The 14,592-nt window shown below is 54.4% G+C and carries 14 protein-coding genes; 10 read left to right on the top strand and 4 right to left on the bottom strand.

Annotated elements, in window-relative coordinates; translation table 11 throughout:
* The 4 genes from moaC to BLU05_RS24220 are packed head-to-tail and all read right to left on the bottom strand — an operon-like array spanning position 1 to position 4,237.
* On the bottom strand, positions 1 to 489 hold the full coding sequence (gene moaC, locus BLU05_RS24235; RefSeq protein WP_091886090.1) for a cyclic pyranopterin monophosphate synthase MoaC: 489 nt from the start codon (positions 487 to 489) through the stop codon (positions 1 to 3).
* Positions 486 to 1,307: an indole-3-glycerol phosphate synthase TrpC gene (trpC, locus tag BLU05_RS24230; RefSeq protein WP_175540742.1), complete on the bottom strand. Its 822-nt coding sequence runs from the start codon at positions 1,305 to 1,307 to the stop codon at positions 486 to 488. Before trpC ends, moaC begins: the two co-directional genes overlap by 4 nt.
* Positions 1,307 to 2,326 carry an anthranilate phosphoribosyltransferase gene (trpD, locus tag BLU05_RS24225; protein ID WP_091886085.1) on the bottom strand — a complete coding sequence of 340 codons (1,020 nt, stop codon included), beginning with the start codon at positions 2,324 to 2,326 and terminating at the stop codon, positions 1,307 to 1,309. Before trpD ends, trpC begins: the two co-directional genes overlap by 1 nt.
* Before the next feature lie 18 nt (positions 2,327 to 2,344).
* On the bottom strand, positions 2,345 to 4,237 hold the full coding sequence (locus BLU05_RS24220; RefSeq protein ID WP_091886082.1) for a SurA N-terminal domain-containing protein: 1,893 nt from the start codon (positions 4,235 to 4,237) through the stop codon (positions 2,345 to 2,347).
* Positions 4,238 to 4,391: 154 nt separating this feature from the next.
* On the opposite strand from BLU05_RS24220, the gene tpiA reads away from it, so the two are divergent.
* The 10 genes from tpiA (at position 4,392) to pdhA (ending at position 14,589) form a co-directional block, all read left to right on the top strand.
* On the top strand, positions 4,392 to 5,156 hold the full coding sequence (gene tpiA, locus BLU05_RS24215; protein WP_091886079.1) for a triose-phosphate isomerase: 765 nt from the start codon (positions 4,392 to 4,394) through the stop codon (positions 5,154 to 5,156).
* A gap of 102 nt (positions 5,157 to 5,258) precedes the next feature.
* The gene (secG, locus tag BLU05_RS24210; protein WP_091886076.1) at positions 5,259 to 5,753 is read left to right on the top strand and encodes a preprotein translocase subunit SecG; all 495 of its coding nucleotides are present in this window, start codon (positions 5,259 to 5,261) and stop codon (positions 5,751 to 5,753) included.
* Positions 5,754 to 5,960: 207 nt separating this feature from the next.
* The gene (locus tag BLU05_RS24205) at positions 5,961 to 6,620 is read left to right on the top strand and encodes a L,D-transpeptidase (RefSeq protein ID WP_091886073.1); all 660 of its coding nucleotides are present in this window, start codon (positions 5,961 to 5,963) and stop codon (positions 6,618 to 6,620) included.
* A 145-nt stretch (positions 6,621 to 6,765) separates the two neighbouring features.
* Positions 6,766 to 8,394: a CTP synthase gene (locus BLU05_RS24200; protein ID WP_091886070.1), complete on the top strand. Its 1,629-nt coding sequence runs from the start codon at positions 6,766 to 6,768 to the stop codon at positions 8,392 to 8,394.
* 55 nt (positions 8,395 to 8,449) lie between these two features.
* Positions 8,450 to 9,346 (top strand): VOC family protein, encoded by an 897-nt coding sequence (locus BLU05_RS24195; RefSeq protein WP_091886067.1) that lies wholly within the window; start codon positions 8,450 to 8,452, stop codon positions 9,344 to 9,346.
* Positions 9,343 to 10,176 (top strand): 3-deoxy-8-phosphooctulonate synthase, encoded by an 834-nt coding sequence (gene kdsA, locus BLU05_RS24190; RefSeq protein WP_091886064.1) that lies wholly within the window; start codon positions 9,343 to 9,345, stop codon positions 10,174 to 10,176. The genes BLU05_RS24195 and kdsA overlap by 4 nt, the downstream gene beginning before the upstream one ends.
* Before the next feature lie 90 nt (positions 10,177 to 10,266).
* On the top strand, positions 10,267 to 10,620 hold the full coding sequence (locus BLU05_RS24185; RefSeq protein ID WP_091886061.1) for a PRC-barrel domain-containing protein: 354 nt from the start codon (positions 10,267 to 10,269) through the stop codon (positions 10,618 to 10,620).
* Positions 10,621 to 10,784: 164 nt separating this feature from the next.
* On the top strand, positions 10,785 to 12,062 hold the full coding sequence (gene eno / locus BLU05_RS24180) for a phosphopyruvate hydratase (protein ID WP_091886058.1): 1,278 nt from the start codon (positions 10,785 to 10,787) through the stop codon (positions 12,060 to 12,062).
* Positions 12,063 to 13,096: 1,034 nt separating this feature from the next.
* Positions 13,097 to 13,429: an FtsB family cell division protein gene (locus BLU05_RS24170; protein WP_091886052.1), complete on the top strand. Its 333-nt coding sequence runs from the start codon at positions 13,097 to 13,099 to the stop codon at positions 13,427 to 13,429.
* Between the two features lie 128 nt (positions 13,430 to 13,557).
* The gene (gene pdhA, locus BLU05_RS24165) at positions 13,558 to 14,589 is read left to right on the top strand and encodes a pyruvate dehydrogenase (acetyl-transferring) E1 component subunit alpha (RefSeq protein WP_091886049.1); all 1,032 of its coding nucleotides are present in this window, start codon (positions 13,558 to 13,560) and stop codon (positions 14,587 to 14,589) included.
* Positions 14,590 to 14,592 lie beyond the last annotated feature (3 nt).

The following is a 14,592-nucleotide window of genomic DNA, read 5'->3' as shown; positions in this document are numbered from 1 at the left end:
TCAATTCCCGTCCGCTGACCAGTCGCCGGATTTGCCACCGGATTTTTCCAAAAGGCGAATACTTTGGATTATCATGCCCTTATCGGCAGCCTTTGCCATGTCATAGATTGTCAGACAGGCAATGGAAACAGCTGTCAGTGCTTCCATTTCAACGCCGGTTTTCCCTGATAGTTTGACCGTCGCGCGCACATGCAGGCCCGGCAAGGAACTATCCGCGTCGATATCAACAGTGATCTTGCTCAACAGCAGCGGATGGCAGAGCGGTATGAGGTCATGGGTCTTTTTGGCGGCCATGATCCCGGCAATACGGGCCGTGCCGACCACATCGCCTTTTTTGGCATTGCCGGAAAGGATGAGATCAAGCGTTTCGCGCCGCATCCGCACATAACCTTCGGCGACAGCAACCCGCTCGGTCTCGGCCTTGTCACCGACATCGACCATATGGGCGGCACCAGAACTGTCGAGATGGGTCAGCCTTGTCGTGTTCATGCGGCGCTTGTCTGTTGTTCCGATGAGCCATGCAGAAGCGCACGGGTTGCAGCGGCCACATCGCTCTGACGCATCAGGCTTTCACCCACCAGGAAGGTGCCGATATCGGATTTCGCCAGACGCTGGCAGTCCGCATGGGTGAACACACCGCTTTCGCTGACGAGCAGCTTGTCGGCGGGCACCATTTTGGCAAGCCGTTCCGATACGGCAAGATCAACATTGAACGTGCGCAGATCGCGATTGTTGATTCCAAGAAGCGTCGAGGTGAGCTTAAGCGCCCGTTCCATCTCGGCTTCATCATGTACCTCAACGAGCACATCCATATCCAATGAAAAGGCGGTCTCTTCCAGAGCTTTTGCCAATGCATCATCGACACTGGCCATGATGATCAGGATACAGTCGGCACCCCAACTGCGGGCTTCAAACACCTGATAAGTGTCGAAGAGAAAATCCTTGCGCAGCGCAGGCAAACTTACCGCCGCACGGGCATTGGTCAAAAACTCCGGTGCCCCCTGAAACGAAGGCGCGTCGGTGAGCACGGAAAGACAGGCGGCACCACCTTCTTCATAGGCTTTTGCCAATGCAGGTGGATTGAAATCCGGACGAATCAAGCCTTTGGAAGGACTGGCCTTCTTGATTTCAGCAATCAGACCGAACTCATTGGCCGCACGCTTTGCCAGCAGGGCCTTGTGAAAACCGCGTGGCGCTTCCTGATCCTTGATCCGCGCCTTCAGCTCATCGACGGTGAACTGCGCCTTGGCGGCGGCAATTTCCTCGCGCTTGTAAGCTTCGATCTTGCGAAGAATATCGACCATGATCAGACTGCCTCGCTGTTGGATACGTGGACCAGCTTCTTTAGCACATTTCGCGCTGCACCGCTGTCGATTGAATGGGCAGCCATGCTGATACCGGTTTTCAGATCTTCTGCGGCACCCGCAATAACCAGTCCGGCACCGGCATTGAACAGGGTGATATCGCGATAGGCGCCATGCGCACCATCAAGAACGGAAAGCAGCGAAACCGCGTTTTCGTCAGCAGTTCCACCTTTGAGATCCTGTGGATCAACTCGGCGCAATCCAAAGGTCTCCGGTTCAATCTCAAATGTGCGGATAACACCGTTTTCAAGCGCCGCAACCTTGGTCACACCTGCGGTAGTGATTTCATCAAGACCATCACCATGCACAACCCACACGGATTCAGAACCGAGATTCTTCAGCACCTGCGCGATGGGCTCTACCCATTCGGGCGCATAAACACCAACCAACTGGCGCGTAACACCGGCAGGATTGGTCAAGGGGCCGAGCAGATTGAAAATCGTGCGGGTTCCAAGCTCAACGCGGGCAGGGCCCACATGCTTCATCGCCGGGTGGTGCGAAGGTGCAAACATGAAGCCAATACCCGCTTCCTTGATGCAGGTGGAGATCAGATCCGGACCGATTTCGATATTAATCCCAAGCGCAGCCAACGTGTCAGCCGCACCGGAGCGTGATGACAGCGCCCGATTGCCGTGCTTGGCAACCGGCACACCGGCACCGGCAGCCACAAAGGCGGCGCAGGTTGAAACATTATAGGAGCCGGACTGGTCGCCACCCGTACCGACAATATCGATAGCGCCGGGCACCGCCTTTACGGTGAGCATTTTCGAGCGCATGGCGGAGACGGCGCCTGCAATCTCGTCAACCTGTTCACCGCGCACCCGCAGGGCCATCAACAGGGCGCCGATCTGTGCAGGGGTGGCCTGTCCGGACATCATGATATCGAAAGCCTCGACAGCCTCCTCGCGGGAAAGAACCTTTCCCGCCGCCGCAATACCGATGAAACGTTTCAGTTCAGCCATTTCTCGATCTCACAGCAATCATTGGCGGGCGAGCGCCTGATCAATAACAGTCTTGTTGATGGACACAGGGTAGACAGTCTGCAACTGCATGACCAACTGGTCGAGCAGATCATCGGAGAGCCGCGAGGTGAACGAATCTTTCTCGGCTTTACTCAGTGAATCCGCACCGACATTCATCGGTTCAATTGATTCCGTAACCTTGAAGATCAGCTTCGACTGATCCGCCGCAGATTCGGTTACACCTACCAGACCATCCGCGCCATCAAACACCGAGGCAACGCCGCCTTCACCCAGATCCGTATCCTTGGACTGGCGCGTAATGCCACGCTTGGTTTCCTTGGTGAACTTGAGTTCGGCAGCGATATCGTCAAGCGAGGTACCCGCAGCAACGCGCTTGCGCACTTCCTCGGCTTTTTCGTTCAGACGCTTTTCAAGCTCGGCAGTGCGCCAGTTTTCCGTCACACGCGCCTTCACTTCCTCAAGTGTGCGATCCCGCGCTGGCGTAATACCTGCAACGTCATACCAAAGGAAACTGTTCGGTCCGACATTGAGCGGTTCATTGTCAAAACCCTGATCGGCAAGGAAAGCGGCGGTCAGCAGGTTTTCTCCGAACGGAATATTGGGAATTTCCTTTTCATCCGGTCCGCGGCCCGACTGATCAATGGCGTCAATCGTCACCATTTTCAGATTCTGCTTGGCCGCAGCATCCGCCATGGTTGCGCCATCAGCCCGGGCATTTTCATAGGCGTCATGCACGGACATGACCGATGTAGCGGCGAGGGTCAGGGCAATCGTTTCGCGAATGTCCTTTTCGACGTCAGCCAGCGGCTTGACCACTTCGGGTGTCGCAGCGGTTACGCGAACAATGACCGGGCCAAAAGCACCGGTAATCACATCGCTGACATTGCCAGCCTGCATTTTGAAGATTGGATCAGCAATGGTCTGGTCGGGCAGGGCGTTACGCTGGAAGGTGCCAAGGCCCACATCGTTCATGGTCTTGCCTTCAGCTTTTACCTCGTCCTCGAACGATGTTCCGGCGGCAAGCCGGTCATGCGCTGCCTTGGCCGCTTCGGCATTGGCAAAGGTCAGTTGCTCGATGGTGCGGGTTTCCGGCGAGGTATAGCGGGCGATGTTCTTGTCGTATTCAGCCTTGATTTCCTCAGGCGAAACCGACGCCTCGTCAGCAATATCCTTTGGTTCAAGCTTTACATAGGTGATCTTGCGGTACTGCGGAGCACCGTAAGCTTCCTTGTTTGCATCGAAATAGGTCTTCAGATCCGCATCGCTTGGCGCGGGAATGTCGGTGATGAATGATTTCGGCATCGAGATATAATCGATGGTGCGCGATTCACCCTTATAGGTCGCAACGGCCTTGAGCAGCGTATCGGGCACGGTAATACCGTCAGCCACGGCTTCGACGATCTGCTGGCGGCGCGCAATCTTGCTGCGGCTATCGAGATAACCCTGCGGGGTCATGCCGGCATTGCGCAATATGGCATCAAACTGTGCAGGATTGAAACGACCGTCGGGGCCCTGAAAGGCAGGGTCTTCAGCGGCAAGCTGTGCCAGACGATCTTTGGAAAGACCCAGCGACATCTTGCGGGCCTCTTCATCAAGGACAACACCAGCAACCAGTTGCGACTGCACCTGATTGCTCACACCAATGGCATCAGCCTGTTCACGGGTGAACCGCTGGCCAAACCGCTGTTGCAGCGATGCGAGCTGACGATCATAGGCAAGGCGATACTCGACCGGGGAAACTTTCGAGCTACCGGCACTAATGGCTGAACCATTGCCGACGGCACTGAGAATTGTATTGGACACGCCCCAGCCAACAAAACTGATGCCAAGAAGACCAAGAAGTACCTTGGCTACCCAGGTCTGGGCCACGTCGCGCAGGGAATCGAGCATAGAAAGTCACCGTAACAAGTATGAGGCTCAAAAGAATTGCATAGGGGAATAGCGTCATGGAGGGCTTGTGTCGATTGCTTTATCAAGTGAATTTGCTAGTCAGACAATCAAATAACCGAGAAATCATCAAATCTATCGTCTTGAGGAACGCCGAATGACCCCTGATGTCCGTCCACTCGTCGCTGGTAACTGGAAAATGAACGGGACGGGAGAGTCTCTGGATGAACTGCGCATGATCGTCAACAGGCCGAATTCGGCAATCGGCGATAAGATCGACGGGCTGATCTGTGTGCCCGCGACACTTGTCTTTCGCGCGGCTCAGTCCGTTGAAGGCGAGGCGCTGGCCATTGGCGGCGAGGACTGCCATGCGAAAAAGTCCGGTGCGCATACGGGCGATGTGTCTGCCGATATGCTGAAAGACGCTGGCGCATCGCACGTGATCGTCGGCCACTCGGAACGCCGTACCGACCATGGCGAGACCGATGCAATGGTCAATGCCAAGGCCGTTGCTGCCTGGGGTGCGGGGCTCGTCGCCATTATCTGTATTGGTGAAACCGAGGCGCAGCGCAAATCCGGTGCGACACTTGATGTGATCGCGACACAGCTTGCAGGCTCCATTCCTGATGGGGCCGTGGCCCAAAATACCGTTATTGCCTATGAACCCGTATGGGCCATCGGCACGGGTCTGACGCCAACTGCTGACGATGTACGCGAGGTTCACGCATCAATCCGCGCGGCTTTGATCACGCGTTTTGGCGAAGAAGGTGCGAAGCTGCGCATCCTTTATGGTGGCTCGGTCAAACCATCCAATGCGGTTGAACTTCTCGGTATTGAGAACGTCGATGGCGCCCTTGTTGGCGGCGCAAGCTTGAAAGCTGCGGACTTCCTGGCCATCTGTGAAGCATATCATTCGCTCTAAAAGGCCCCAACAGCCGAGAAAACTGTCAATTCACGGGCTTGGTTTATTACGAGATACGGTGTAAAGAGCCGCGTCCGACACCTAGAAAGCAGAAAATACCCCATGCAAACCGTCGTTATCGTCATTCATCTTCTGATTGTACTTGCCCTCGTTGGAGTTGTGCTCATGCAGCGCTCTGAAGGCGGCGGTCTTGGAATTGGCGGTGGCTCAGGTTTCATGAGCGCGCGCGGTGCAGCCAATGTGCTCACACGGGCAACGGCTATCCTTGCAACGGGCTTTTTCATCACGTCTTTGGCGCTCGGCATCATGTCGCGTTATGCCGAAAGCCCAACGGATATTCTGAACCGTATCCCGACAACAACCGGTGGCCAGCCCGCAACGGGCGGACAGCCAGCAGGTTCCGGCGGTATTCTCAATCAGCTTCCGGGTGCTGCGACAACGACGACACCACCGGCATCGGATGCAAATGCACCGGCTTCGGGCGCTCCTGCGCCAGCAACGCCAGCAACGCCGGCACCTGCCGAATCAACGACGCCTGCACCAACGGCCCCGGTTACTCCGGCACAACCTGCCAATCCTGTTCCAAATTCCCAGTAACGGGCTGAAAAAGTGAATCTTTGCGGACGCGCAGCAAATGTGTTGCGCTTCCGCAACCCTTGCGGGTGAAGAATCAGTCTGCCTCATTCTTCACGGTGATTTGCATTGAGAAGAATGCGCTCTTCAGGTACGCCATAATCAGGTTTGGCCTAGAGGGCCTGGCAAGCGCCGCTGATGGCGCATGCATACTATCCGGGAACTAACACTATGATTTCACGTCGCTCTCTGCTTATTGGAATCTCTGCTCTGGCATTGGCCGGACCAGCATCCGCGCAAACTGTAATCAACGAGACAGCCGCGCCTGCTGTCGATGCAACACCAACAGCGTCCACGGCAAAGCCCACCAAGGTTTCGCAGGCTCGCAAGCCAGCGCGTGTTGCTGCCAAGCGCAACTATTCGCTTGATCCCAAATATTTGCCGCAGGATGTTGCCTTCACCGGGTACAAGCCAGGCACGATCGTGATCGATCCGAAGGAAAAGTTCCTGTATCTGGTTGAATCTTCAAGCACGGCGCGCCGTTATGGTATTGCTGTCGGCAAGGAAGGTCTTGAGTTCAAGGGCACTGCCGAAATCCGCACCAAGCGCGAATGGCCCCGTTGGATTCCGACCAAGGAAATGATCCAGCGTGAACCAAAGCATTATGCCCAGTATGAGAACGGCATGGATGGCGGTCCGGGCAATCCTCTGGGCGCTCGCGCGCTGTACCTTTCACAGGGCAACAAGGATACCTATATTCGTATTCACGGTACCGTGCAGCCTTGGACTATCGGCAGCTCCGCTTCCAACGGTTGCTTCCGCATGGTCAATGATCACGTGATCGATCTTTACAACCGCGTCAGTGTTGGCACGGAAGTCGTTGTTCTGTAAGAATTAATTACCGCCAGATTGAAACGGCCAGACATCGCGTCTGGCCGTTTTGTTTGTTTTGAAAAAATATTTGGACGGGAAAAACGGCTTTCATGCCGATTTTTTTGTGGCCAAATCACTCACAAAGGACTAACGAGATAAGCCCATGGCCCGATATGTTTTCATCACTGGCGGCGTGGTTTCTTCCCTCGGAAAAGGCATCGCCGCAGCTGCTTTGGCAGCCCTCCTTCAGGCTCGTGGATACCGTGTACGGATTCGCAAGCTTGATCCTTATCTCAACGTCGACCCCGGCACGATGTCGCCGTATCAGCATGGCGAGGTCTTTGTGACCGACGATGGTGCTGAAACTGACCTCGATCTTGGTCATTACGAGCGCTTTACGGGGCGTCCTGCCAACAAGCAGGATAACATCACCACCGGACGCATTTACCGGAACATCATCGAGAAGGAACGTCGGGGTGATTACCTCGGTGCGACTGTTCAGGTGATTCCGCACGTGACCGATGAGATCAAGAATTTCATCGTTGACGGCAATCAGGACTATGATTTCGTCCTGTGCGAAATCGGTGGAACCGTTGGTGACATCGAAGCGATGCCGTTTCTGGAAGCAATCCGTCAGCTCGGCAATGATCTGCCACGCGGCAGCGCTGTCTATATCCACCTGACCCTGATGCCCTATATCCCCGCAGCGGGCGAACTGAAAACCAAACCAACCCAGCATTCCGTCAAGGAACTGCGTTCCATCGGCATTGCGCCCGATATTCTGCTCATCCGTGCGGATCGTGAGATTCCTGAATCTGAACGCCGCAAGCTTTCGCTGTTCTGTAATGTCCGCTCATCGGCGGTAATTCAGGCGCTGGATGTCGATACGATTTATGATGTTCCAATGGCCTATCACAAGGAAGGTCTTGATTCGGAAGTTCTGGCAGCCTTCGGCATTGATCCCGCACCAAAGCCCCGTATGGAGCGTTGGAACGAAGTCAGCAGCCGTATTCACAATCCGGAAGGTGAGGTCACTATTGCCGTTGTCGGCAAATATACCGGCCTGAAAGATGCCTACAAGTCGCTGATTGAAGCGCTTCACCATGGCGGCATGGCCAACAAGGTAAAAGTCAATCTCGACTGGATCGAATCGGAAATTTTCGAACAGGAAGACCCGACACCCTATCTGCAGAAGGTGCATGGCATTCTGGTGCCTGGCGGCTTTGGCGAACGCGGTTCGGAAGGCAAGATTCTGGCGGCAAAATTTGCCCGTGAGAAAAAAGTTCCGTATTTCGGTATCTGCTTCGGTATGCAGATGGCGGTGATCGAAGCGGCCCGTTCATTGGCTGGCGTCGAAAAAGCGTCATCAAGCGAGTTCGGCCCGACCACGGAGCCCGTCGTCGGTCTGATGACCGAGTGGTTAAAGGGCAATATGCTGGAAAAACGCACGCAGGCTGGCGATCTCGGTGGCACCATGCGTCTGGGCGCCTATGAAGCCATGCTGAAATCCGGAACGCGCATTGCCGATATTTATGGGTCGACGGATATTTTCGAGCGGCATCGTCATCGCTACGAAGTGAATATCGACTATAAGGACCGTCTGGAAGAGTGTGGTCTGGTATTCTCGGGCATGTCGCCAGACGGTGTTCTGCCTGAAACCATCGAATATCCTGACCATCCGTGGTTTATCGGCGTTCAGTACCATCCGGAACTCAAATCACGCCCGTTCGAACCGCACCCGCTGTTTGCTTCCTTCATTCAGGCGGCAATGGATCAGAGCCGGTTGGTTTGATCAGAAGAAGGGTGTGGCTTGAATTGCAATCCGCATTGAGGCACACCCTTTACCCATGACCACAATCTCTCCCCGCACATCTCGTCCCGTTGATCATCTGGTTCTGCCCGTGGTGGAACTGGATACCGCTCGTGCCCGGCTTGAAGCGCTGGGCTTTACGGTTGCGCCGGTTGGCGTGCATCCGTTTGGCACTGAAAATGCCTGCGTGTACTTCAACGATAATACGTTTCTCGAACCGCTTGCTATTGGCCAGCGGGAGACGTGCGAACTTGAAGCGCGCAAGGGCAATGTCTTCGTTGCCCGGGATCAAGCCTATCGTTTCCGCAATGGGCAGGATGGTTTTTCTGGACTGGTGCTGGGCACGGAAGATGCGAAAGCGGATCACAGGGAATTTGTGAAGTCAGGTATTTCAGCTGGCGAGGTTCTTGATTTTTCAAGAGCTTTCAAAACGCCAGAGGGCAAGGAAGATACCGCCAGTTTCCGTCTGGCCTTTGCCTCGGATTTGCGGGCACCGGATGTCTTTTTCTTTACGATCCAGCGCATCAATACGCCAAAAGTAGATCGGACCACGCTGCAGACCCATAAGAATGGCGCATTGGGATTGCGCGAGATTGTGCTGTCAGAGATCAATCCGACGGATTTCCAGTATCTGTTGCAGGAGCTAGTCAATCAGCGCGATGTGAATGCGCACTCTTTCGGCATGGATATTCGTGCTGCAAATGCCAATATCACCGTGCTGACGCCTGCGGGTTTGCGTTCATTCCTTGGCCTTAATGCCTCTGAGAACGAGCGCGGTCTGCGCCTGCAGGCTTTTGTGGTCGGCGTGCGCGATCTGGCTGCGGTTGAAACTTTGCTTGCCAACAACAATATCTCCACCGAAAAGCGCGGCTCCCGCCTGATTGTGCATAAGGCACCGGGACAGGGCGCTGCCATTATATTTGAGGCTGCCTGATGTCCCTGAATTCCACCGTATCCGCCGGCCCGGTTGCCTTTTCCAATACCGGTCAGTTTTCGCTGATCGCCGGTCCATGCCAGATGGAAAGCCGCCAGCACGCCTTCGATATGGCTGGCGCTCTGAAAGAGATGACCGGCAAGCTCGGCATCGGACTGGTTTATAAATCAAGCTTCGATAAGGCGAACCGCACATCGCTAACAGGCAAGCGCGGCTTTGGCCTTGAAAACTCGCTGCCGGTTTTCGCCGATATCCGCAAGGAATTCGGCCTGCCGACACTGACCGACGTTCACACGGAAGAGCAGTGCGCCATTCTGGGTGAAGTGGTGGATGTGTTGCAGATTCCGGCATTTCTTTGCCGCCAGACCGATCTGCTGATCGCTGCTGCCAAGACAGGCAAGATTGTCAACATCAAGAAGGGTCAGTTTCTCGCGCCTTGGGACATGAAGAATGTCATCGCCAAAGTGACGGAAAGTGGCAATCCGAATGTCATGGTCACCGAGCGCGGTGCGTCTTTCGGCTATAATACGCTTGTCTCCGATATGCGCTCGCTGCCGATCATGGCAGGTTTTGGCGCACCGGTTATTTTCGACGCGACTCATTCGGTACAGCAGCCAGGCGGGCAGGGTGGTTCGACCGGTGGTCAGCGCGAATTTGTGGAAACATTGTCCCGCGCGGCTGTGGCCGTTGGCGTTGCAGGTGTCTTCATTGAAACGCATCAGGACCCTGATAATGCGCCTTCCGATGGCCCCAACATGGTGCCGCTCGACCAGATGCCGCGTCTTCTGGAAACACTGTTGAAATTCGACCGTATCGCCAAGGGCCTCTGAAAGGTTCCGGGCAAAAAACCTGAATTTTTATGCAACCATGGGCGGCTTTGTTCATTCCCCTTTCAGTGACAACAGAAAAGGAGTGAGCAAATGCCAACCAATTCAGGTCATACAACAGCGATCCGTGCCACACGCGTTATTGGTACGAATGTCTACAATACAACCGGTGAAAAGATCGGCGAAATTGAAGACGTGATGCTGGACAAATCAGCCGATGGAATCATGTTTGCCGTTGTTGGCTTCGGCGGTTTCCTTGGAATTGGCGAAAAATATCATGCTGTTCCATGGTCCATGCTGGATTATGATACCAATAATGATGGATACGTCGTGCCATTCACGCGGCCCCAGCTGGAACAGGCGCCGACCCACACAATCAAGGAATTGACGGAGAATGACGGGCGCAAGGCGCGCGATCTCTCTGTTTCCTATTACAAAGCAGCGTAAGCAGTTTTTGTGACGGCTGTACCGTCTATTCTGGAAAAAGGTCGTCTCTGACGGCCTTTTTTCTGTTTTGATCGACAAATCGTCTCAATGGGGATTTTCCTTGTCATCTTCATTCGCTATTCCAGTTGCGAATGCTGCCCAATGTAAATTGAAGGAAAAGCCTTATGACTGCTATTGTCGATATTATTGGCCGTGAAATTCTGGATAGTCGCGGGAACCCGACTGTTGAGGTCGATGTCATTCTCGAAGACGGCTCTCTCGGCCGCGCTGCCGTACCATCAGGCGCATCGACAGGTGCACATGAGGCGGTTGAACTGCGCGATGGCGGCACACGCTATCTCGGCAAGGGCGTTCAGAAGGCCATTGATGCGGTCAATGGCGAAATTTTTGATGCCATTGGTGGCCTCGACGCTGAAAACCAGATCCATATCGACAAGACCATGATTGATCTGGATGGCACACCGAATAAGGGCCGTCTCGGCGCCAATGCCATCCTGGGCGTATCGCTTGCTGTTGCCAAGGCTGCTGCCGAAGCATCCGGCCAGCCACTCTATCGCTATCTCGGCGGACCAAACGCCCACGTCCTGCCCGTTCCGATGATGAACATTATCAATGGCGGTGCGCATGCTGATAATCCGATCGATTTTCAGGAATTCATGATCCTTCCCGTTGGCGCATCGTCCATTGCCGAAGCCGTGCGTTATGGTTCGGAAGTGTTCCACACGCTGAAGAAGCGTCTGAAGGATGCCGGTCATAACACCAATGTCGGCGACGAGGGCGGTTTCGCTCCAAATCTCAAGACCGCGCAGGCTGCGCTCGACTTCATCGTTGAGTCGATTGAAAAGGCCGGTTTCAAGCCGGGTGAAGAAATCGCCATTGGTTTGGATTGTGCTGCCACCGAATTCTTCAAGGACGGTAATTATGTCTATGAGGGGGAAAAGAAGACCCGTGATCCGAAGACACAGGCAAAATATCTTGCCAAGCTGGTTGCCGATTACCCGATCATCACCATCGAAGATGGCATGTCCGAAGATGACTGGGAAGGCTGGAAATATCTGACGGATCTGGTTGGTGACAAATGCCAGCTGGTTGGCGATGATCTGTTCGTTACCAACTCGGCGCGTCTGCGCGATGGTATCAAGATGGGTGTGGCCAATTCGATCCTCGTCAAGGTCAACCAGATCGGCACGCTGTCGGAGACGTTTGATGCCGTGGATACCGCGCACCGTGCGGCCTATACCGCTGTCATGTCGCACCGCTCGGGTGAAACGGAAGATTCAACGATTGCCGATCTCGCCGTTGCCACCAATTGCGGACAGATCAAGACCGGCTCGCTTGCCCGTTCGGACCGGGTCGCCAAGTACAATCAGCTGATCCGTATCGAGCAGGAACTTGGACCGCAGGCCCGTTATGCGGGTCGCAGCATCTTCCGCAGCATCTGATAAGGATTTGCTTTTGCATCAGGGCGCCAGAGATGGCGCCCTTTTTGTTTGATGTGAGGTTTGTGGTCCGCCCTTCGACAGGCTCAGGATGAGGGGTGCTAAATTCTGCGGCCTTTATGATCTGCAATTTTGGCGATTATCGTTACATCCACCCAAGCCCCTCATGGTGAGCTTGTCGAACCACGAACCACGCAGCGGCGGCGCTCACCCCCCTCTGCCTTGTCAGGCATCTCCCCCACAAGGGGGGAGATCACATTGACATCAACGCCTTTGCACAACAGGAATCGTTGCAGATTGTGCAAGATAGTATTGAAGGCTGATCTCCCCCCTTGTGGGGGAGATGTCCGACAGGACAGAGAGGGGTGAATACATCCTCAACATTGCAGTCACGGAATGTACCTCCTCATCACCACACCCGCTTTCGCGTCTGGCTATTGAAAAGGTGGGAAAGACGGGCGATCCAAAAGGGAACGCGGGTGTCTTTATGGGTAGTGTAGTTGGTGCGTTCCCCAGAGATTTTCCTGTTTCAACCAAGAAAACTCCCGGATCGCCCGTCCCGATGACTGGTTTTACCCTTGTGAGATAAAACCGCTTCCCCTGCGGTTGGGTTCTCCCCGCAGACGAAATCACCGATCCTTTCCTGACTTCAGAAAGTTTCCGGAGCATTCCCGCCGGAAAGGACACCATCAGAATAAGCGAGGTGGGATGGTGTTGGATAAGTTGGTGTGATTTTTTTTAAATTGATGGCTGCATGGATTTGGTTCGTGGTTCGACAAGCTCACCATGAGGGAGAGTGAGGTCTGCAACGATAATCGCCAACGTTGCAGAAAATGACTCCCGTTCATCACCTCGCTCCCTCATGGTGAGCTTGTTGAACCACCAACCACGAACCACATTCATGCAGCCCCTCCGCAGCCTCCCATCACCTCAATCAAAACCCGAATTTAATCGCCTGTTAAGCAAAACATTGTTTTATGGCCGTGTGATTAATCAGGCCATGATGACCTGATTCCGCATTCCTTCGGGTCATTGCCATGTGGACAAAACAGAGACGGAAAACCAATCGCGGACGGCTTGTCGTGCCGATCCTTGCAACCATGTTTTTCGCCTATTTCGGTTTCCACGCCTATCACGGCGAATATGGTCTTTACTCCACGATCAAGCTGCAGGAGCAAACGCAGCTGCTGCGTGCGCAATACGATGCCGTCAAGACTTCGCGCATAGAGCTTGAACGGGAGGTGCAACTTATGCATGATGGGACAATTGAGCGGGATATGCTGGATGAACAAGCCCGCAAAGCGCTGAATGTTTCGCGGCCGGATGAAGTCACAATCATGCGTGGCTCCGGCGATTTGACTATTAACTGATATCCGGTTAATTCACCTTTTATTGTGCATTTTGAACATCTTATTTGCATAGCTCTTATTCAAATCTGCATATTGTAAGTTCTGCTCCTGCTGCTATTGTCACCAGACAAAATAACAGGGAGTGAGATATGGCTACGAGGGCGAAAAAAAGCCCTGCGCGTCCCGCGCAGACCTCTGCTGTCAAAGCACCAAAACCAATCCAGTTCACAAAAGAGCAAGAGCTCGAAGCCTACCGCGAGATGCTGCTGATACGGCGTTTCGAAGAAAAAGCCGGTCAGCTTTACGGTATGGGTTTTATCGGTGGTTTCTGCCATCTCTATATCGGTCAGGAAGCTGTTGTCACCGGTATGCAGGCAGCGCTGATCGAGGGTGATCAGGTGATTACCGGTTATCGCGACCATGGCCATATGCTGGCCTGCGGCATGAGTGCCCGGGGTGTGATGGCTGAGTTGACCGGACGCCGCGGCGGCCTTTCCAAGGGCAAGGGCGGCTCCATGCATATGTTCTCGAAAGAGAAGAACTTCTACGGCGGTCACGGTATCGTCGGTGCGCAGGTCTCGCTCGGTACTGGCCTCGCTTTTGCCAATCGCTATCGCGAAAACGGCAATGTATCTCTGGCTTATTTCGGTGATGGCGCTGCCAACCAGGGTCAGGTTTACGAAAGCTTCAATATGGCGGCGTTGTGGAAGCTGCCTGTCATCTACATCATCGAAAACAATCGCTACGCCATGGGCACCTCGGTTTCCCGCGCTTCGGCCGAAACTGATTTCTCCCGTCGCGGCATTTCTTTCAACATTCCCGGTATTCAGGTTGACGGCATGGATGTCCGTGCGGTTCAGGCAGCTGGCGAGGAAGCCACGGCATGGGCGCGCTCTGGCAAAGGCCCGATGATCCTGGAAATGCAGACTTACCGGTATCGCGGTCACTCCATGTCTGATCCGGCGAAATACCGTTCCAAGGACGAAGTGCAGAAAATGCGCTCCGAACACGATCCCATTGAGCAGGTGAAGAACCGGTTGATCGAAAAAGGTTGGTCCACCGAGGACGACCTGAAGAACATCGATAAGGATGTGCGCGATATCGTTGCTGATGCAGCGGATTTCGCCCAGTCCGATCCGGAGCCGGATGCATCCGAGCTCTACACCGACATTCTGCTCTAAGGG

The organism is Phyllobacterium sp. OV277 (genome assembly GCF_900104355.1).
Taxonomy (GTDB): domain Bacteria; phylum Pseudomonadota; class Alphaproteobacteria; order Rhizobiales; family Rhizobiaceae; genus Phyllobacterium.
The sequence above is the reverse complement of the archived record's forward strand: the minus strand, read 5'-3'. Positions and strand labels throughout refer to the sequence as shown.